Source organism: Streptomyces sp. NPDC058289 (genome assembly GCF_042880975.1).
GTDB lineage: Bacteria > Actinomycetota > Actinomycetes > Streptomycetales > Streptomycetaceae > Streptomyces > Streptomyces stoeckheimensis.
On record NZ_JBHVYI010000092.1, the window covers coordinates 1 to 19,552 of the forward strand.

Annotated in this window: 17 protein-coding genes and 6 pseudogenes; 12 read left to right on the forward strand and 11 right to left on the reverse strand. The window is 67.0% G+C overall.

All coding sequences use genetic code 11. The annotated features are described in order from the left end of the window. The coding region (locus ACFVX6_RS33230; RefSeq protein ID WP_389697821.1) for a tetratricopeptide repeat protein at positions 1-408 on the forward strand (408 nt) is incomplete at its 5' end. Between the two features lie 1,301 nt (positions 409-1,709). Further along, entirely contained in the window at positions 1,710-2,042 is a 333-nt protein-coding gene (locus ACFVX6_RS33235) for a hypothetical protein (protein WP_389697823.1), read from the forward strand. Positions 2,043-2,369: 327 nt separating this feature from the next. On the opposite strand, the gene ACFVX6_RS33240 is transcribed toward ACFVX6_RS33235, so the two are convergent. Next, complete coding sequence (locus ACFVX6_RS33240; RefSeq protein ID WP_389697825.1) at positions 2,370-2,756, reverse strand: hypothetical protein; 387 nt, start codon at positions 2,754-2,756, stop codon at positions 2,370-2,372. A 161-nt stretch (positions 2,757-2,917) separates the two neighbouring features. On the opposite strand from ACFVX6_RS33240, the gene ACFVX6_RS33245 reads away from it, so the two are divergent. Both ACFVX6_RS33245 and ACFVX6_RS33250 read left to right on the forward strand, forming a co-directional pair. Then, complete coding sequence (locus ACFVX6_RS33245; protein WP_389697827.1) at positions 2,918-3,109, forward strand: ATP-binding protein; 192 nt, start codon at positions 2,918-2,920, stop codon at positions 3,107-3,109. A gap of 534 nt (positions 3,110-3,643) precedes the next feature. Then, entirely contained in the window at positions 3,644-4,105 is a 462-nt protein-coding gene (locus ACFVX6_RS33250) for a hypothetical protein (RefSeq protein ID WP_389697829.1), read from the forward strand. 770 nt (positions 4,106-4,875) lie between these two features. Here the strand turns inward: ACFVX6_RS33250 and ACFVX6_RS33255 are convergent. Together ACFVX6_RS33255 and ACFVX6_RS33260 are read right to left on the reverse strand one after the other, a co-directional pair. Then, on the reverse strand, positions 4,876-5,400 hold the full coding sequence (locus ACFVX6_RS33255; RefSeq protein WP_389697831.1) for a peptidylprolyl isomerase: 525 nt from the start codon (positions 5,398-5,400) through the stop codon (positions 4,876-4,878). Between the two features lie 518 nt (positions 5,401-5,918). Next, entirely contained in the window at positions 5,919-6,452 is a 534-nt protein-coding gene (locus ACFVX6_RS33260) for a hypothetical protein (protein ID WP_389697833.1), read from the reverse strand. A gap of 145 nt (positions 6,453-6,597) precedes the next feature. On the opposite strand from ACFVX6_RS33260, the pseudogene ACFVX6_RS33265 reads away from it, so the two are divergent. The 4 genes and pseudogenes from ACFVX6_RS33265 to ACFVX6_RS33280 form a co-directional block, all read left to right on the forward strand. After that, positions 6,598-6,855: pseudogene (locus ACFVX6_RS33265) on the forward strand (transposase); the annotation flags it as partial. A gap of 77 nt (positions 6,856-6,932) precedes the next feature. Then, positions 6,933-7,089 (forward strand): annotated as a pseudogene (locus tag ACFVX6_RS33270) (transposase); the annotation flags it as partial. A gap of 31 nt (positions 7,090-7,120) precedes the next feature. Further along, positions 7,121-7,457, forward strand: a pseudogene (locus tag ACFVX6_RS33275) (transposase); the annotation flags it as partial. Between the two features lie 228 nt (positions 7,458-7,685). Next, positions 7,686-8,810 (forward strand): NAD(P)/FAD-dependent oxidoreductase, encoded by a 1,125-nt coding sequence (locus tag ACFVX6_RS33280; RefSeq protein ID WP_389697835.1) that lies wholly within the window; start codon positions 7,686-7,688, stop codon positions 8,808-8,810. 442 nt (positions 8,811-9,252) lie between these two features. On the opposite strand, the gene ACFVX6_RS33285 is transcribed toward ACFVX6_RS33280, so the two are convergent. The 3 genes from ACFVX6_RS33285 to ACFVX6_RS33295 all read right to left on the reverse strand — a co-directional run bounded on the left by ACFVX6_RS33285 (position 9,253) and on the right by ACFVX6_RS33295 (position 11,468). Then, positions 9,253-10,011: a hypothetical protein gene (locus ACFVX6_RS33285; RefSeq protein ID WP_389697837.1), complete on the reverse strand. Its 759-nt coding sequence runs from the start codon at positions 10,009-10,011 to the stop codon at positions 9,253-9,255. Positions 10,012-10,374: 363 nt separating this feature from the next. Next, positions 10,375-10,551 (reverse strand): hypothetical protein, encoded by a 177-nt coding sequence (locus ACFVX6_RS33290; protein ID WP_389697839.1) that lies wholly within the window; start codon positions 10,549-10,551, stop codon positions 10,375-10,377. A 101-nt stretch (positions 10,552-10,652) separates the two neighbouring features. Beyond that, the gene (locus tag ACFVX6_RS33295; RefSeq protein WP_389697841.1) at positions 10,653-11,468 is read right to left on the reverse strand and encodes a hypothetical protein; all 816 of its coding nucleotides are present in this window, start codon (positions 11,466-11,468) and stop codon (positions 10,653-10,655) included. Between the two features lie 459 nt (positions 11,469-11,927). On the opposite strand from ACFVX6_RS33295, the pseudogene ACFVX6_RS33300 reads away from it, so the two are divergent. Then, a pseudogene (locus tag ACFVX6_RS33300) lies at positions 11,928-12,122 on the forward strand (hypothetical protein); the annotation flags it as partial. 218 nt (positions 12,123-12,340) lie between these two features. Continuing rightward, positions 12,341-12,748 (forward strand): transposase family protein, encoded by a 408-nt coding sequence (locus ACFVX6_RS33305; RefSeq protein ID WP_389697865.1) that lies wholly within the window; start codon positions 12,341-12,343, stop codon positions 12,746-12,748. Between the two features lie 307 nt (positions 12,749-13,055). Here ACFVX6_RS33305 and ACFVX6_RS33310 read toward each other — a convergent pair whose 3' ends face one another. Next, positions 13,056-13,973: a transposase gene (locus ACFVX6_RS33310; protein WP_389697867.1), complete on the reverse strand. Its 918-nt coding sequence runs from the start codon at positions 13,971-13,973 to the stop codon at positions 13,056-13,058. A 321-nt stretch (positions 13,974-14,294) separates the two neighbouring features. Between ACFVX6_RS33310 and ACFVX6_RS33315 the strand changes: the two genes are divergently transcribed. After that, positions 14,295-14,636 (forward strand): DUF1330 domain-containing protein, encoded by a 342-nt coding sequence (locus ACFVX6_RS33315; protein WP_389697843.1) that lies wholly within the window; start codon positions 14,295-14,297, stop codon positions 14,634-14,636. A 69-nt stretch (positions 14,637-14,705) separates the two neighbouring features. On the opposite strand, the pseudogene ACFVX6_RS33320 reads toward ACFVX6_RS33315, so the two are convergent. The 3 genes and pseudogenes from ACFVX6_RS33320 to ACFVX6_RS33330 form a co-directional block, all read right to left on the reverse strand. Continuing rightward, positions 14,706-14,996, reverse strand: a pseudogene (locus ACFVX6_RS33320) (integrase core domain-containing protein); the annotation flags it as partial. A gap of 7 nt (positions 14,997-15,003) precedes the next feature. Beyond that, positions 15,004-16,398: an IS30 family transposase gene (locus tag ACFVX6_RS33325; protein WP_389697845.1), complete on the reverse strand. Its 1,395-nt coding sequence runs from the start codon at positions 16,396-16,398 to the stop codon at positions 15,004-15,006. Between the two features lie 49 nt (positions 16,399-16,447). Further along, a pseudogene (locus ACFVX6_RS33330) lies at positions 16,448-17,161 on the reverse strand (DDE-type integrase/transposase/recombinase); the annotation flags it as partial. Positions 17,162-17,532: 371 nt separating this feature from the next. Here ACFVX6_RS33330 and ACFVX6_RS33335 point away from each other — a divergent pair. Further along, a complete protein-coding gene (locus tag ACFVX6_RS33335; protein ID WP_389697847.1) occupies positions 17,533-18,282 on the forward strand; it encodes a transposase family protein in 750 nt (249 codons plus the stop codon). 73 nt (positions 18,283-18,355) lie between these two features. Here ACFVX6_RS33335 and ACFVX6_RS33340 read toward each other — a convergent pair whose 3' ends face one another. Then, complete coding sequence (locus ACFVX6_RS33340; protein WP_389697849.1) at positions 18,356-19,501, reverse strand: SMI1/KNR4 family protein; 1,146 nt, start codon at positions 19,499-19,501, stop codon at positions 18,356-18,358. Positions 19,502-19,552 lie beyond the last annotated feature (51 nt).

A 19,552-nucleotide genomic window follows, 5' to 3' on the forward strand; every position in this document is an offset into this window, starting at 1 on the left:
ACCTACGCTTGGGCACTCGCCACCCGCGGGGACGCACACCTTGAGGCCGGCCGCTACGACCAGGCCGTCACCGACCTCACCGCCGCACTCGAACTCAACCCCACCTACGCCTGGGCACTCAGCCGTCGCGGTGAGGCACACCGGCAAGCGGGCCGCTACGACCAGGCCGTCACCGACCTCACCGCCGCACTCGAACTCAACCCCGCCTACGCCTGGGCACTCGCCACCCGCAGCCAAGCACACCGGCAAGCCGGCCAACGTGAGAAGGCGCGCATGGACCTGGAACAGGCTGCCGAAATGCACCCCGAAGATCTCGGATGCACGTTCGAGAAGCTCATGCTCGAGACTGTAGAGGGACGGTTGGAGGCGTGTACGGAGCAGTGGAGTCAGCTGTTCGAGCTGCCGTGAACCCCCCAGACGAAGCTCACACCGGCTTCTTGAACCTCTTCCGGGCTCTCCTCATCGAACCGGAAAACCGTGTGGCAGAGGCAACTGAGGAGTTGCTCGCTACACAGCCGGGTCAAGGCGACATCGCAGATCTGCTCAGCTACCTGGTTGAGCTTTGCACGTCGGCAGATGGGCTGGGCGACCGTGCCCGGCAGTGCCGAGATTTAGTCGTTGGGCATGCCTTGGGATGAGCCACCAATACTTCATCGTCCTCGGTGCAGACACCAAGGGTGCAAGATGCAGTTGCCCACGGTGGCTTTGTTCACGACTCGCGTGTCGCCGCGGCCGGACGAATGGGGACGTCGCCGCTCTCCACGTACGCCACACACGTCCTGCCCCGGGCTGGACAAACGCCCCCGGGGTGTAGTTTTCCGAAACCGGCTTGCCCACAGGAGCTGACCTGGGAAAACGAAGGTCAGACGATTTCGGGGTTTCACACCTCCGGTCACACTCCCGGTCCCCCACTGAAAGCAACCGTCCAGCCCCCTGTACAGACAACCTCCGATTGCAAACCCTCCCCAGCCTGCCACCCATCCGGGCAGGCCGACTGGGCAAGCCTCTCCGGGAATCATCCGGCGGGAGGCCGGGCCGTACGTCGTTGCCGGCTGGCCGATCTCCTGCGTCTGGGCGGCGGCCTGCCCCACCGTTTGGGGATCTGTTGTGCAGCTCGGGGGGAGTACGGGTTTGGGGAACAACCGGGTACGACTCAGCGGTGGTGCTGCCTGGCAGACGGACTTCCGCCGCCGGTCCACAGGCCGGGCCCCCAGGACCGCAATGGAGATCGCCACCGTCCGCCGCACGCTGAACCACACACTGACCGAACTGAAACGGGCCATCGACCAGTACGCCGTCGCGGTCGCCGCCGACCTGTACGCCCTCGCGTGGCAGCAGGCGGCCGGAGCCCCACCGAGCGAGACCCGCGAACAGAGGGCACAGCTCAAAGACCTCAAGGAGATCCTGGGCTCCCGCCGGTGGCAGGAGGAAGAGCGCTGCCAGGCCGCTGCACCTCCCCTGAAGTCCGTGCCGTCCCAGCCCAAGCATGCAGACATCGCCGCGACCAGGGGGCGCCCGGACATCGCCCGGGCCAGCGGGCTCACACCGTCTGCGGCAACCCGGCGTTCCTCCGCACCGCCCCAAGCCCCCGCTCCCGCGCCGGTATCGGCGCCCACACGGATGCCGGCCCCGGCCGCCGACCTTGCGCCGATCGTGATGGCCCGCCCGCCGCGCAAGGTGGAGCCGGCGCTCCTGGATACCGGGCAGCTGTGGGAGATCGCGACCGAGTTGCGGCCGCTGCTGGAGCAGACCGCCCGGGCCGGCTCCACCACTACCTGGCCCAGATCCACAAGCGGCTGCCGGGCCTGCCCCGCCTGCACGCCGACGACCAGTGCGTGCTCCTGTGGCTGGTCGACGAAGACGGCCGGAAGGGAGAGCCTCTCCTGTCCGCGCTCGTCACGGTCGGAGACCGCCAGATGCACCCCCGGTTCCCGGCCGTAGCCGAACAGCTCGTCTGGACGACCCCGGTCGGCACCCGCTCGCACAACACATGGAGCTACGAAGTCCTGAAGGTCCACCAGCATTGGCGCCACCGGCGCTGAATCACCGGTCGCCGACCCTGGGCAAGCCCTCTCACGGACGGGCTTGCTCAGGGTTCCCTTGGGCTTGCCCAGCCCGTGACCGGTCATCCGGGACGCGTGGCCGATCCGTCTTCCGCCGTCGGTCAACCCGCACGTCAGCGCTGTGACCGCCCCGTGCAACCCCTTCCGGAGCGGGGATCGGTCACCCGTGCTGGCTGGCTGTGGCCGGGCAGTACCCGGTGCCGGTCAGCCGCCCAGTGAAGACGAGCCGGAGGTAGATGGGCGCGGCAAGGGCCTTGAGGAGTTCGGCAGGGTCGGTGTCCGCAAGCAGTTCGCCGCGCTCGACGGTCAGCAGAGCCCCGCCCAGTACCCGACCAGCTCGGCAACGACCTCCAGGCGGCGCGCCGCCCGCACACCCGCCACCGGGGAGGTCTTCGTCAGCTTGTCGATCTCCTCCTCCAACAGCTCCAGCAGCAGGGTGACGGTCTCCGGCAAAGGGACGGTCGCCGTCTCGACCTGGGCGGTGTGCCCGTCCCAGTCGCGTTCGCTCGCGTCCACCTGCTCGCCCCCGCCCTCGGCCAGATCCAAGTCACCGATCACCTCCCAGTTCAGACAGTGTTCGGGGCCCGCCCAGCCGCAGGAGCACACCGCGCGCACTACGGCCGCCTCCGGTACGTGGGGCCAGTGGCCGTCGTAGACACTCCACTGCGAGACCGGGCCCCCTCCCCCGGCCATGGTGGTGGAACTCGCACGCGACGTCCACGACACCGACGTCGAGGTGACCTGGGATCCGTCCCTGGAGCCTTGGTCATGGACCGCCCAAGTAACCCTCGCCACCGGGATCGAACCTGTCCCGTCGGGCACCGGAGGTTAAACGGCGAGCTAAGGCCGAGAACGTGATCCTGCTGGGGCCGCCCGGGATCGGGATGACCCACCCGGCCATCGGCCTCGGGGTCAAAGCCACCCAGGCCGGCTACTCGGTCCTGTTCGACACCGCCAGTAACTGGAACGCCCGCCTCGCGACAGCCCATCAGGCCGGCCGCCTGGAAGCAGAGCTGAAGAAGATCCGCCGCTACAAGTTGACGTGAGTGTCGGAGGATTACCTCATGTCCCTAGCCGATCACGATCACTACACACACCTGCTGCGCACGAGTTCGTTCGACCTCTGGGTTCGACTTCGAAACCTGTTTAGGGAACGAGGGCTCGACCCGGCAAGCACTGTGCTTGTCAATCTGTTCCCAGACGGCGGTGACCACGAGTTTGGACGGGCCATCGCCGAGGATGGCCGTGTCTACCGGTTCGACCTCTTCTATGACCGGGACTCTCCACAGGGAGCACGCAAGGCCACGATCAGGTCCTGGACCGATATCACTGACACGTGGCAGGCAGAACCTCTTCAAGACGAGATCGCGCAGGCCTTCATCTGGGCTCCTCCGCCGAGGCGCACAGACCTCACGCCTCGGCCGGCCAGCGGACCGCTGCCAGACGCCACGTGAGGTCGGCGCGCGCCACTTCCTTGGGGCCGTCGTAGATGACGATCTAGAGCCTGCCTCTTCGATCAGCTGATCATTTGATCGGCGCCCCCCGAAGGCTTGCGGCATCGCGCATGGAATCCTGGCTGCATGGATACGTTCGCGAACCGACTCGACGGTGGGTGGAAGTGGTGGGAGGCCGCCATCGAAGAAGCGCAGGAAGGGCGCTGGGTCCGTGACGCCGTGGAACGGCAAGTGATCAAGGACATCGGGGCCGCCACAAACCCTCTCCATGGTGGGCGGGCGGCCCCGTTCACCGAGGACTCGTGGCACGTTCGCATCGGGAGGATTGCGAACTGGGCCGGGGTGCTACGGCTCGCTGCCCGGTCAGGCGGGTGGGTACTCCAACCGGTCGCCGGAGTTCACCCACCGCACCCCGCGGGGATGGCCGAGCTGTTGTCTGGCATCTACACGGTCGGCGAGCAAGGAGAGATCTGGATGCAGCAGCTCTTGAAGGGCGAACTGCCACCAGAAGACGAGATCGCGAAGGCCGAGGGCTTCCTCACTGGGCCGGGGTCCATCGAAGACCTTGAGCTCATCCTTTACGACTGAATCACCGCTCAGTCAGTCATCGATGTCCAGAACGGCCAAAATGCTGGTCGCTCATGCGTCCAAGGTGGAGTCACTTCTCACATTCAGATCTTGGTCCTGAGGACCCTGAATGGAGTCAGAACTGACCTACCGCTGGAGTCAGTTGTCACTGACCCAGCCGGCGAGGCGACTCTCACCTGGCACGGCTCGGCCCTGCCCGTCTCCGCCCGCCTGCTGTCCCCTGCGGAACAGCGGACGCGACGAACACAGATCATGGCCATGCTGCCGGTCTTTGGCCAGAAGCCATGATCCACCTCGCGATGATCAACCTCATAACCCGCAGACTCACCGCCGAATCCACTCCCACATGGCGCGGCCTATGAATCGCACTCAACCCGGCAATCCGGGATGAAACAACGGGATGAAACGCCCTCTAAGGCCACAACCCCGCAGGTCACACGATGCAGCATCCACTAAAATTGAAACGCCGAAGTACTGAAGAACCACCAACGAATAGCAGCTGGCCTGACCAGCACAAAACCGAACACCGCCCGGAAGGACACCGGCTGCGGCTTACTGGACAACCACCCACGATGTCGCAATGGGTGCGATGTCCATGGCAGCACCGTACTGAGTCCACTGCTTACGCTAAGGCGCTTCGCGTAGTCGGGGCACAAGGCCCGGAGCCCTCCGCTTTCGCACCCAGTCGCTTCACCCGGCCGGTGTAGTCCGCCGGGGGCGGCCACAGGTGCCAGGCACGCTCATCGAGCACGTAGCCACGCCGCGGTGCGTCAATGCCGGCAGGACGGCCGGACGCGGAGCAGCTCGGTCCGCAGCACGGGTGTGCCGTCGACCGGTGCCGGGTCCTCCGCGGTCGGTTCGATGCCTCCGGCGGCGACTTTGTCGAGTGTCGTCAGGCCGTCGGCGTCGACCGTGCCGAACACCGTGTAGTTCGGTCGCAGCGCGGAGTCGCCGTACACGACGAAGAACTGTGAACCGTTCGTGTCCGGACCGGCGTTCGCCATCGCCAGCAGGCCGCGCCCGTAGAGGCGGCGCGCGCCGGTCGGATCGGTCGGTGCCGGCGGCAGGTCGACCGGCAGCTCGTCCTTGTACTTGTACCCGGGCCCGCCCTCACCGGTACCGGTCGGGTCGCCGCACTGCAGGACCTTCAGCGTCGGGTACGCCGTCAGACGGTGGCACACCGTACGGTCGTAGAACCCATGCCGTGCCAGGTGCAGGAAACTCTGGACCGTGCACGGCGCCTTGGCCCGGTCCAAGTGCAGCGGGAGCGGGCCCTGGCTGGTCGGAACAGCCATGTCCACCGTGCCGCGACTGGGGGTGCGCCGCGGGTCAGGCGGCAGCGGAACGGAGCGCGCCGGCGGCTCGTCCGGGGTCTGTGTGTACTGGCAAGGGCCGTGTGTCGTGCGCGGCGGAGCGCCGACGGAAGCGGTGGCGACACTCCCCCCGGACACGACTAACGCCACGGCCGCGAATGCGCTGATCAGTGCTCGTTTCATCTCGCACGCCCTTCCGATGATCACCAAGTCCTGGAGCGGTCGCAGTCTAGGGCGCGGGTTTGCTCCGCGGGAATAGCTAACGGCAGGAGGCCGGCCCGGCCGACCCCGAGGTCCTCACCCTCCAACTGACGTCCCTGCTCGACGGACCCACTGACGCCGTAGGCGTCGGCCGCACCACAGCCATGCGGTCAGGCCAGCGGGCGGACCGCCGCCCGGCCCGGTCCCTGGACGCGGCACCGAGCGGGCGGCCATGTTCGTCGACAACGGACCTGGCCCCCCTCTCACTCAGCAGCAAGGGTGCCGCTCCGCGTCTCGCGTTACGGGCAGAGCCGGCCAGGCCTCGGGGTACAGTCGTCGCCCGGATCCACAGGGCCACCCGGCCGGAAATTGGACCACCACAGCGGGGTGGACCCGTAATAGACCACCAAGTTCCCGCCGTTCTGGATCGCCAGATGCGCACCCCAGTGATGGTCGGTGGCACTGTTCCACAGCGGGCGCATAGCCGCGTCGTAGGAGACGAGGTTCCCGTCGGCCTGCATGTAGAAGGTATTCCCGTAGCCGTAGCTGCCCACGGCCGTCCAGATGGCAACGTTGTCGCGGTAGAGCACCACGTGGCCGTCGTACTGCTGGATCAGCATGGTCCGGCGGTCGGGCGAATACCAGGCCTCGCCCCGGTTCAGGCCGGTCGTGCCCGTGATCACGGTCTCGGTGTCACTGCTGCTCAGGGCGGCCGGGGCAACAGCCGAAGTGGCGGGCGAAGCCTGCGCCGCCGTGGCGCCAAGCCCGGCTGGAACCAGGGCAAGCACCGCGGCGGCGGTCAATAAGAGGGGGCGAAAACGTACTCGGTTCATGGGAACTCCGTCTGGTGCGATCCGGATGGACGCCCGTAGCCTCGCAGTGGAATCTCGCACTCAGCAGAAGGAATCCGGCCGTTGGGTCGCGCGCCATGACCGGGAGGGGCCGCGGGAGTCACGCTGACCTGTCACCTTCGCCTAGCTCCACGCGGACAAGGGCTACGACTACGCCCACCTGCGGAGATGGTTACGCGAACGCGGCGTCAAACACCGCATCACCCGCAGAGGGATCGAGTCCTCACAGCGACTGGGCCGCCACCGCTGAACCATCGAACGCACCATGGCCTGTCTCGCCGGCTGCCGCCGCCTTCACCGCCACTACGAACGCAAAGCCGGACACTTCCTTGCCTTCCCCGGCATCGCCTGCAGCCTTGTTTGCTACCGAAGACTCGCCAAATGAGGTCACCTCTAAGAACTCCTAACGAAATGATCTTCGACGTGGTTGGATCACTTCGGGAGCGTTGATAGGGGTGCGGGGTGGCTCGGCCGAAGCCGTGGGAAGTCGATGACGAGTTGTGGGCGGTGGTCGAGCCGCTGCTGCCCAAGGTTGAGCGTCGGGCCCGGCATCCGGGACGGAAGCGACATCCGGACCGGCTGGTGTTCCAGGGCATCTTGTTCGTTTTGCATACCGGGATGGCCTGCGAACACCTGCCGCAGGAGCTCGGCTCCAGGCAGTGCCGCCCGTGCGGGGCAAGCGCGGTCGGCCCCGACAGCCCCGACGTCGTGCTCGGGGACCGCGGCTACGACCACGACAAGTACCGCCGCCTCGTCCGCGCGCTCGGCGTGAAGCCACTGATTGCGCGACGCGGCACCGAACATGGCTCAGGTCTCGGCACTCAACGCTGGGTTGTCGAGCGTGCCTTCGCCCACCTGCACTGGTTCCGCCGGTTGCGGATCCGTTGGGAGATCCGCGACGACATCCACGAAGCCTTCCTCACGCTGGGGTGCGCACTCATCTGCTGGCGACGCCTGTCACGGCTGGCCCTGGTAGCCGTTACCTGACCGAGGAGCACGGTCAAGGAGCTGGCTGGCTTGCCCCCCATCTTCGCGTGAGGTCACCCTCGGGGGTGGGATGAAGTCGTCGGGAGTACGTCCAGCAGGCTCAGCACGCGGGGATCCGGGGGTAAGACAGGATGTTCCACAAAGTCAGCCTCACATAGTGGGTTCCGTCGGGCGCCGCGTGCTGGCGGTGGGAGTTTGCAATGCCCGTGATCTGGGGAGGGGGCGTTCGTGCGGATCGGATCCATGAAGCGGCCTGAACGTGTTGCTGTCATCGGAGTGGGCATCCTCGGATCCAGTGTGGGCTGGAACCTGACTCGGCACGGCGTCAAGGTGGTCTTCATCGACGCGGGTCAGCCGGGCGAAGGCGTCACCAACTGGTCTTTCTCGTGGGTCAACGCCAGCAACAAGACTGTGCGCAAGTCCTACTTCGACCTGAACGTCGCGAGCATGGCGGCTTACCAAGAGCTCGCCAGAACCATCGGGCCGGACTCGTGGTGGTATCCCCGCGGCCACCTGCGCTGGGCAGACGATCCCGCAGTGGAGGCGAAGCTCCTGGAAACAGCCGAGCTGCTGAGCAGCTGGGACTACCGGGTCGAGGTGCACACCGGGGCCGAGGTACGCCGCCGCCTCGAACCTGCTCTCACTTTGCCCGACGAGGTTCCGGTCGTGTTCTATCCCGACGAAGCCTGGGTGCACGGACGACACCTCGTCGGCCGCCTGGTCGGCCTGGCCGTTGCAGCCGGCGCCGAGCACCGATTCGGTACTGCGGTCCGTGACATCGGCACCCGTGCCGACGGGGCCATTCGGACAGTCGTTCTGTCCGACGGGAGTCGGCTGGACGTTGACGTCGTCGTGAACGCAGCGGGCCCCAGCGCCTCCGACGTAGCCGGGCTCGTCGGACGGCATCTGCCGATGCGCTGGGAACCCGGCGCTGTCACGCGGATCGAGTGTGCTCAGGTCCCGGTTCACCGCCCCATGCACGCGCCTCACATCGAGATCCGTCCTGACGGAGACGCTTCGATGGCTCTCCACAGCCGCGAGATCGACGCACTCATCGACGCCGGCGAAGATCAAGTGGAACTCGCACGGCTACTCCACGAATCGGCGCGACGCGTCATTCCCGAGCTCGGCAACTCCCGCATCACCCAGACACGGGTATCCAACCGGCCTATCCCAGCCGACGGATTCCCCTCGGTGGGAGCCGTACCGTCTGTGCCGGGCTACTACGAGGCCGTTACCCACAGCGGGATCACGCTCGGGCCGGTCATCGGCGGGCTGCTCGCCGCGGAGATCCTGAGCGGGAAAAGAGATGAGATGCTTGCGGACTTCCGCCCGGAGCGGTTCTTCCCGTGACGGCCGGGCCCAGCGCTGGGCCGGCCCACTGCCTTGCAAACCGCTGATCACGACAATGTCCGATCATCCGGCCACGGTGCCGTTGCGACGCCACGCGCTTCGAATCCGTCGCGCTCAGGGGCGATGGGATGCCAGGCAGGATCCAGCGGCTCGTTGCCGCTGGGCAGCGCATGTGTTGGGCCGAGCCTTCGCTGCCGCCGGGCCTCACGGTGACGGACGAGTCGGCCGTCTTCGGGACACCCCTTCCGAGCGGCTGATGGGGACGAATCCGTGTCGCTACGCCCAGATTCTCGGTCGCGGAGCGATCGGGCCTTGACCCCTGATTTTGAACATGTCTACGCGGCTTGGGCCAGAGTAGTTGCAGCTGGCTGGAGGGCGTTCTCGTAGGCGATCGGGGACCGGTGGCCGAGGCGGGAGTGTCGGCGGCGGGTGTCGTATCGGGTTAGCCGGCGGAAGGCGTCGAGCCTGGCCTCACGCTCGCTCGACCAGGCCTTCCGGCCCTTGAGCGTCTCCCTCTTGAAGGCGGCGTTGAAGCGGCGGCGCGGGCGTTGGTCCAGGCGACGAACTCGGCGAGGTACTTGTTGGTGGTGTCGTACCCGGCGACGCGGCCGGCCCGTTCGGGGTTCTGGTACCGGCTAGGGGTGGGCAGCGGTGAGAACAGGAAGTCCCGTCCGGGCGGCTTCAACTGCTCCAGGACGGCGACGGCGCAGGCCACGGGGGCGGTGACGACCCAGGCCGCTGGCACCCCTTCGGGCACCTCGCCCTTGAAGGCGAGGCTGTGCAGGCGGCGACGGGAGACGGCCGGTGGGGTCGCGCCGGACGGTGACGCAGCCGCGGCGCCGGTGTTTGATCTCCGAGTCGCAGCGAGGGCAGTACGCACCACGGGCTCGGCGAGTTCACCGAGAGCCCGGAGCGCGACATTGCGGCTTCCGGCGTGCACGACGAGATACGCGGCCCGGCACCGTACCTCTTCGTCAGGGTCGGTGAGTCGAGCGAGCGCGGCCTCGGCGGCATCAGGCCAAGGACGCTTGGCTCCGGCAGATGAAAGGAGGTCCATGGCCTCACGACGTACGAACGCATCGTCGGACCGCGAGAGCAGAAGCAGCCGGACGGCTACAGGGCCGGCGCGATCGGCCCGTATCGCGTCGATGATCGCGATGCGGGCAGGGTGGGCAGAGGTCGTGGCGTGTCCGGCGGACACGGCCTCGTCCAGCCACCTCATCGGACGGGGCGGTGGCCGCCCTTCCGCACAGAAAATTCGATCATGTAGCTGATCACGCCACGCGTAGCAACTGCTGGGCCACGACTTTTGTCCTCTGCCGGCAATCCCGCGATGCGCGCCAGCCGCCAGGCCGGGACCGACCGCAGGCGCCAGAGAGTCGCTACGGCGATCGAGGACACGGTGAAGAACGGCACCCCGGCCAGCGTCTCCGGCATCGCCCGGCAAGTCGGGGTGGACCGCGGCTTCCTCTACCGACACCGCGACCTGCTCGCCCTCGTTCACGCCGCCGAGCACACCCCGGCCGACCACGATCCCGCCGCGGCGCCCGCCAGCCGGGTCTCGCTACAGGCCGACCTCGCCAACGCGCCGGCCCGCAGCACCCGCCAGTCCGCCCACATCCAGCAAATGGAGAAGCGGCTGTCGCAGACCCTTGGCACCCATGCCTGGCAGGCATCCGGCCTCGGTGCCCCCGCCGACATCGAGGAACTGCAGCGCACGATCACCCGAAACGATCTTCATTGGGGCAGCCAGTCCGGGGCCCTCTCTTTCGGAGCTTGTCGGATCGGCGCGCGCGTTGGGCGCCGTCAAGATCCGAAGGAGGGCGCATCGGCGACGTCCCGTCAGGAGCGGCCGAACCAGCGGCGCTTGGCCCGCGGCGGGGGCGCGGCGCCATTCGCCGGCGCCGCCGACGGGTTGTCGTACTCGCGGGAGATCACCTGGACCTGGCCCGACTCGACGTCGTGGCGCACCGTGTCCAGGCCCTGGCGGTCCAGTTGGGCGATGGTGTCGGCGTGGGTGGTGGTGTTCAGGGCGAGCATCCCGACCTTCGGGTGCCTCGGGCCGAGCTTTACCTCCTCGCCGAGCAGGATCTGCATCAGGCGGTCGGCGGAGGTCGAGGGCAGGTCCTCGTCCACGGCGACGTGCAGCATCAGGTGTTCCTCGCCGCTGGCCCGCCACCGGACCTGCGCCACCCACACCGAGCGGACGGCGGGGAAGTCGCGAACCCGCCGAACGAGTGCGTCGCGCAGGGCGACCGCCACTGGGTCGGTGGACCAGTCGAGCTTCATTTCGGCCCCGGGCCCGAAGCTCGCCCAGTCCCGCAGCACCTGCTCAGGAAAGATCGCCTGCCCGTTTCCGGAGCGGACCCCAAGCACGGCGACGCCTGTCTTCTCCAGGATGTCCTGCAGCCGCGCCGCGTCACAGTGCACCATCCCGGCGGCCGTCGGCAGCAGTTGCGCGCCGAGCGCCGCGTCGGTGAAGCCGAGCAGTGTGGGTGGCTGCTCGTCGGGGAGGAACATCACCGATCCGGTGTCGGTGACGGGAACGAACACCCCGCCCTCGAACAGCGCGGCGAGCACCGCGTCCGGCGCGGGCTCGTGCCCGTCCGCACGGCGGTCGAGAAGGTCGGCGAGATGTACGTTCGAGTGATCGATCACGCGTGCAGCGTAGTGCCCAGACGGCCGCCGCCAGCCCCGCCCTATGGACATCCGACCCCCGTTCCGCGAGGGCCTTCCGGGCACGAGGGGCCCACGCGTTGAGGCGTTGGCCGTCACCTGATCCGGAGATAGCGCCACACCTGGCCGGGACACCTTCCAGGAGAAGGTCACCGCGCTCATCGAGGCGAAGGAGGCCCGCCAAGGCCACCGGTGCCGTCGACCTCATGGACGTTCTGCCCACCCGCGCAGAAGCACCATGCTCCATGGAGCAAGCCGCGGGGGCCTCTCCGACGCCCTGACCGAGCGGGTCGCCTCCGTCGTCGACTTCCTGAGCACGGACTTGGCCGGATGGGCCATCTACGGCGCTAAGTCACATGTGACTGTGATCCGGCTACCCGACACACCTCGATCGGTAGTTGGCCACCCCCGCTGTCGGTAGCTGGCGGCAAGATCACCAGCATGAGTTTCGTAGGAACTGCTCCGCCGCGGTCTGTCGAGGTGACAGCGGTCCTTCCCGAGCCGGCGCCGTTGGCGCGGCCTGCGATGCGGCTGCATCCCCGTCCTGGGTCGCCTTCGGTCAGGGACAGCTCGGTCGGCGGGCCACTGCTGTGGCCCGCCGGAGAGCCGTGGCCTCACTGTGAAGACACGCACCTCCACGTTGTGGCTGCGTCAGTGACAACCGGGATCAGGTACATATTTCGTGAAGGCGATCAACGGCGTTCCGCCACGGTGACGTCCCGTCATCTGGGACCGTGGTGCGGTGTGATGACCTCATAGCGGTGCTGTTTCCGCACTTCAGCGCGGTGCTGGAGGATCGGGTGTTCCTTGAGTGCGGGACGGTACGAGTCTCGGCCAGGACGCGGAGCCGTAGTGTGCCGTGCCCGGACTGCTCGGTTCGGTCGACCCGGGTGCACAACAGCACTTACGAGCGGCGGCTGGCCGATACCCCGGTCGGTGGTCAGCCGGCGCTGGTCGAGCTGACCGTGCGCCGGCTGTACTGCGAGAACACCGACTGCCTGCGGCGCACGTTTGTCGAACAGGTCGAGGGGCTGACCGTCCGGTATGGCAGACGGACACCGGCGACACGTCGGCTTCTAGAAGCGGTGGCCGTCGCTCTCGCAGGCCGGGCGGGCAGCCGATTTGCCGTGGTGCTGGGCAGCGCGGTCAGCCGGACGACCCTGTTACGGCTGGTGATGGCCTTGCCCGACCCGCATTGGCCGGAGCCGAGAGTGCTGGGCGTCGATGACTTCGCGACCCGCCGCGGACAGCACTCACCGTGATCATCGACTGCGCGACCGGCCAGCCTCTTGACTCGTTGCCGGGCCGAGATGCGAAGACGCTGGCGAACTGGCTGCGCAAGTACCCGGGCGTGGAGACCGTGACCGAGGGTGCTCCTACGCGGACGGAGCCCGCACCGGCGCACTACAAGCAGTGCAGGTCGCAGACCGATTCCATATCTGGCAGAACCTCGGCACCGCGGTCGAGACTAGCGTCCGCCGGCACAACGCCTCTCTCAAACCGCCCAGCGGACCGGACAGCACCGCGAACATCACCACTGTCAGCCTGGCAGGCACGGCCAAGGCGATGTCACCGATCGAAGCCCGAATCCGCGAACGCCACACCATCGTCCACGCCCTCCTCGACCAGCGGCACGGCATCCGCGTCCGTGGGTTCCCCGAGATTCTCACCACCCGCTCCAGCCGGCACCTCAAGGACTGGATCGCCGCCGTCCGCGCCGAAGAGCTGCCCGGCCTGCACAGCTCCGCAACCGGTGGTCGCGGTAACCGATCCAGTCCCGCTGCCCAGCGGCAGTGACCTTCTGGCTGTACCGGGCCTCTGGATCATGCGGAGTAGCGATCTCCATCCCCGACCACGGCACTCGCGCCGATGCGGGATCCGGCCGGCCGGCCGTCCGCCGACGCATTGCCCGTATTGCGTCGCTCCGCGGTCCGGCGGCTCGCCCGGTCCCGACTGGACTTTGGCCCCCGCCAGCACAGCCGGCCGTCCGGCCAGCCATTCCTCACCGTGTGCCACGAGGTCTTCGAGAGCCATCCGCAGGGTCTCGCCGACTAGTTCACCCCGGTTGAGCCTGCGGACTGTCGCCAGCACATGGGTCGAATCGGTCCGGACCCGGCCACGGCGTTTGACCAGGCCTGCGGCCGCGAGACGTTCGACCATCACAGCCAGCAGCCGGTCCGTGCGATCCCCTTCGGACAGCCGGTCACGGAACTCGCTCAGCGCCGAGAAGTCGAAGCCCGCATCGTCCAGTTCCAGGCCCAGGCAGTACTTCCAGTCCAGCCGGCACCGGACAGCCTCCGCCGCCTGCCGATCGGTCAGATTCTCCGTGTATTGCAGCACCGACACCAGCGCGAGCCGGGCCGGCGACAGACCCGGGCGTCCGTTCGCCGGATACCAGGCGGCGAAGTCCTCGTCGACGAACAACTCGTCCAGGCGGTCACGGATCCACATCGCCGCGGTGCCCCGCGGATTGCTTGCCCGGGCCATCTTCACGGTCAGTGGTGGAACCACCCGACCCGACCCACACCCCATTGCCATCCCGGCCCTCTCCGACCGGCAGAGCTACCCCGCCCGACACCAGCACCACACCGACGGCCAGCGCGAACAGCATGCCGGAGCGGTTTCACTCCACCGAGCGAAGATCACCAACAGCATCCATTCCGTGAGAGGCAGACCGGTGGGGCGTGCAGTAGCCCCGGAGTGTTTCCTCGACCCCCGCGGCAATTACCTCCGGGGTAATCGCAAGGCCCAGCCGCCCTCAGCTACGTTCGCGGTCATCGCTCACCCCCGGAACGAAGGAGCACCGTGGTGCCCGCTTACGGCTTTGCTCATCTCCGCAGCCGCCGGAATCACTCCGACGTCATCAAGTACCTGGAGCGCATCCAGGCAACCCTCGACCCCTTCGCGGGCCGCTTCGTCATCCACGGTCCGCCAGCCGAAGTCGTAGAGGGCACGTGGCCCGGCAGCATGGTGCTGATCGAGTTCCCCAGCATGGCTGAAGCCCGTGCCTGGTACGACTCTCCGGCCTACCGGGCCATCCTGCACTTGCGTACCGACCACATCGAGGGCGACTTACTGCTGATCGAAGGTGTCGGACTGGACTACCTCCCGGCCGAACGAACTCGCAAGCTGCGAACACAAGCCAGCTGAGCAAGCCAGTCGACCACGTTGTCCGGCGGTCGAAGACGGGTCTGATGCAGGTTCGGGTGACAGGTTCGGTCACGCGGCCTGAAGGGTCGGTGTCGTCATGACGGTCTCGAATTCGACGGGGGTCAGCCTGCCGAGCGAGGCTTGCCTGCGGCGTCGGTGATAGGTCCTCTCGATCCAGGTGACGATCGCGATCCGCAGTTCCTGGTGGGTGGTCCAGCTCCGGCGGTCGAGGACGTTCTTCTGCAGCAGGCTGAAGAAGGACTCCATGGCCGCGTCGTCGCCGGCCGCCCCGACTCTCCCTATCGATCCGGCCATCCGGTGCCGGTCGAGCGCCCGGACAAATTTCCGGGAACGGAACTGACCGGATTCAACCGGTCGTTGCAACACCAGCTTGTTGAAGCAATTTTAGCTGCTCGTTGAATGCCTCGGCGGGTGTCTTCCAACCGAGAGTCTTGCGAGGTCTGCTGTTGAGGGTGTGAGCGACGGCCTCGACTTCCTCCGCGGACCATCTCGAGAGGTCGGTTCCTTTCGGGAAGTACTGGCGCAAGAGGCCGTTGGTATTCTCGTTCGTGCCGCGCTGCCACGGACTACGTGGATCGGCGAAGAACACGGGGATACCGGTCTCGACTCTGAATTGCGCATGGGCCGACATCTCCTTGCCGCGATCCCAGGTCAGCGATCGTGCCAGCTGTTCGGGCAGCGTCGACATCATATTGGCGAGTGCGGTCTTCATCGTTATCGCCCCATAACCGGCAAGTGCGGGCCCGTTCTTGACCGATTCCTTGTGCCGGTAGCCTTCCTCGCGCGGGAGGTGAACCAGCATCGTGAATCGAGTCGACCGCTCGACGACAGTGCCAATCGCGGACCTCTCCAGCCCGATGATCAGATCGCCTTCCCAGTGGCCAGGAACGGCACGGTCCTCGGCTTCGGCAGGCCGTTCACTGATCAACGCTTCGGGCGTCACATGCGCCCAGGTCTTGCGACGCGAACGAGCACGCGGGGCGCGTAGCGCGCGGCCCGTGCGAAGGCACAAGATCAGCTCCCGCTTCAGTGCCCCGCGGCCCTGAATGTAGAGAGCCTGGTAGATCGCCTCGTGGCTGATGCGCATGGACTCATCATCCGGGAAATCAAGCTTGATCCGGTTCGCGATCTGCTCCGGACTCCACGCCTGAACCCACGCGCGATCCTTGCGATGCGGCTTGTTCCGCCCCGTCCACGCGCCTGTCACAGGTCCTGCGATCGCCGTGCCGCCAGGCGTGCTGATCTCTCCGGAGAGTCGCTCCTGGACGTACGCATGGAGCCGCGGATTGGCGGCCAGCTTCGATGTCTTCGGGCGGCGTGCGACCATGTCCGATTTCCATTGCGCGACCGATGCCCGGTAGTCGAGCTTCCCAGTTCTGGTGGCCGCGTTGCGCCGCAACTCACGGGAAATCGTCGCCGGGTCACGGCGGACTTGCCGAGCGATTTCACGAATTCCCTTGCCCTGGGCGCTGAGGAGCGCGATCTCCTCCCGCTCAGAGAACGACAGATACCTGCCCGAATACGGCTTCGGATCGAACGGTCGCATGCCGCCACACTGCCGAAACCAGCGAGTGGCCACCGCCGGCGCCACGCCGACAACCCCGGCCGCTTCCTCCACGAGCAGTCCCCTGGCGATTTCGTCCCAGAACGCCGCTTCAATATGACGCTGAAATTTCGGATGCCCCGGAGACCTCAACTTCGTTCGAATCGCCCGATCGGCTGCCTGCTGACGACGCACCATCCCACACCTCGCTGACCACGAGGTGTTGCGACGACCAGTTGAATCCGCCCTGCGATCCGCGATCGCTGTGCAGAATGCATCCCGCGACGTGCTCGCGCCGGGCCACGGCGTTGTCCAGGGCGGCGACGGCCAGGCGGGACTTCATGCGCGTGTCGATGGAGTAGCCCACGATCCGCTTGCTGAAGACGTCCTTGATCGCGCAGAGATACAGTTTCCCCTCGCCGGTGGTGTGTTCGGTGATGTCGGTGAGCCACAGCCGGTTCGGGCCGGTCGCGGTGAAGCCGCGGCGAACGAGATCGTCGTGCACCGGTGGGCCGGCCTTCTTGTTCCTGCCACGCTTCTTGCCGAACACGCTCCACCAGCGGTTGTCCCGGCAGATCCGCCACGCGGTCCGATCGGCCATGCCAGATCCGGCACGTGACCGTGACGGGAATGCCGTCCGTGGCCAGCTCTTTTACGAGCGGGTAGATCCTTTTCCCGGGAGGTTCGCCTGGGACAGGTAGGCCGCGGCCCGGCGCAGGACCTCGTTCTCCTGCTCCAGCAGCTTGATGCGCCGACGCGCTTCGCGCAGCTCCGCACTCTCCTGGCTGGTCGTTCCGGGCTTGGTCCCGTCGTCGATGTCCGCCCGGCGCATCCACTTCCACAGCGTCATCGGGTGGACTCCGAAGTCGGTGGCCACCTGCTAGACCGTCACACCCGGGCCGCGGTTCCTCGCGACTCGGAGGACGTCCTGGCGGAACTCTTCCGGATAAGGCTCGGGCACAGCGACATCCTTCCCACCCACCCCACAGGGCAAGCCAGATCAGATGTCACCCGATCGTGCGGCAGACCCTCCTGCTGGTTTTGACGCCGCGCTTGCCACAGGCGTCGAAACATCTGCCCGGCATTGGTGCCGCAGACCCCACCGTCCAGCCACACGACACACCTGACAGCGGCCGTTGCGAGCCGCGGCCAGTTCCACAGGGCCTACCAACCAGGCCGGGTGGAGTCAGAACTCACTGTCCAACTGGAGTCATCAGTGAGCTTCTTCGAGTTGGCCACCGATCGGGTGATGGTCGTGAAGCGCAACGAACGAGGCCCCCGAGCTGTTGATCGAGATGTCTGACGTCTCAATCACGTTGCTCGGGGGCCTCGTTGGTCATCCATTCTGCCGCACTTGACCTGCCGCATGCGCTCGTGGAGTGGGTCACCATGCTGGTTGTCACTCGTGAGGGCGACCGGCGCTGCAAGCTCCGTCCGTCTCAGCGGGCGATGGTGGCACTGGTGTACCTGCGAGAGCACACCACTCTGGCGAAGATCGCCGCCGGGTTCGGGATCAGCGAGTCCACCGCCCACGCCTACACCCGCGCGGTCGTCGACCTGCTCGCCGAACGAGCACCGGGTCTGCTCAAGACGCTGCGCGAGCACGGTCCCGACTTCATCCTGCTCGACGGCACCCTCACCGAGTGCGACCGGGTCGGCGACGACCGGGCCGACTACTCCCACAAACACCGGCGCCACGGCGTGAACGTGCAGGTCGTCACCGACCCCTACGGCCGGCTGCTGTGGCTCTCGCCCGCCCTGCCGGGCCGCACCCACGACCTGACCGCCGCCCGCACCCACCGGATCATCCGGATCTGCGAGCGCCAGGGCGTTCCCATCCTGGCCGATCTCGCCTACCAAGGCGCAGGACCGTGGCTGACGACCGGCATCAAACGGAAGCCACTCCAGGAACTCACTCCCACCGAGAAGACCCTCAGCCGGGCGTTGGCCGCAGCACGAGCGCCCGTTGAACGCGGTGTCGCGAGCCTGAAGTCCTGGCGGATCTTCCGCAGGTCCCGGTGCAGCCCCAACCGCATGACGTCAATCGTCAAGGCCATCCTCACGCTGGAGAGGCAGCGCTGAAGATCCTTAGTGAGCGCTTCGTCTGGCGATGACCGCCACATGAAGCGCTCACCCGGAACCGAAACCTCTGGGGTCAGTCATGATCTTGGCTGTACTGGGCCGCGTACCAACTGGAGTCGATGGCGGGGTTGCGCAGCGCCCCCCAGTATCGGTCGTCAGGTATCGGTGGCAGGGGCTGATTGCCCAGGTCCGCATGCAGGTCCGCACGCCAGTCGAGAGTAAAGTGACTCCGGGTCTCCGCGCTCTCGCACACGGACCTGTACGGGGACCCCCAGATCCCAAGGGCTATTTTCTCCGCGGCCCATCTGCGTGTGTGGTCGCGGCCGGTGTCGGCCTGTGCGAGCACCGCGCGGAGTCGCAAGGCGAGCGGGCCGGTCTGGTCCGGCTGTGGCGGGGCCACACCGCGCTCCCACGCGTCCAGGGCTGTCTTGACCTCCGGGTAGTTGTTCAGGCCCGTTTCGACCGCCAGTCTGCGCAGCTGCTTCCGCGCGGCCTCAACCACCTGCTCATACGGCAGGACTGCGATCAGCGCACCGAGTTCCTCATGCCCGTCCAGGTGGCTCACGTGGAGGAGGTCGGTGGGACTGTAGGACAGGTCCAGCTCTGGCAGCTGCTCATCCGGTGTGGGAAGGGGATCGTCGGCGCTGTACTGCGGGCTGGCAGGCGGACGCCCCTCCCAGAACAGCCGGCCGTTGAAGGTGACGACACCGGCGTCCTGGCCGCGCTCAAGCGTGCCGGCCAGTTCGGCCAGATACTCACCCAGCGAGTCGGCCTGCCCGAAACTGGTGCCGGTCTCGTCGAAGAACCGTCCGATTACACCGAAGGAGTCCCGCCCGGTACGGCAATCCATCAGAAGACCGTCCGACGTCACGTCGTAAGAGCCGAACTTCACGTAATCGTGAAGCCAGTAGCCCTCGGTCTCCCCGTCGATGCCCTGGTCGATGCCGCGCATGAACCCGGTGTCCCCAAGGATTCCGCTCACTCCGAGCAGCCGGTCGCCCGTGCTGAACCGGAAAGCCTCAGGTCCCTCCAGCGCCCCGTTGTGCCGGAGGAGCGAAGCGACCAGGTCCGGAGGAAAGGTGACCCCCAGTTCCTGTTGCGCTGCTGCGATCTCCTCGTCTCCTGCGGGCGGCCGAAGCGTGGCAAACGTGCGGGGCGCGTGCTCGCGCAGCCACGCGTCGATGCGAGTCCATGAGTCCTGGACCAGGTCTGATGTCATAGGGCCGACCTTAGAACCAGCGGCTGACAACAGCTTGATCGTCGCTCACCG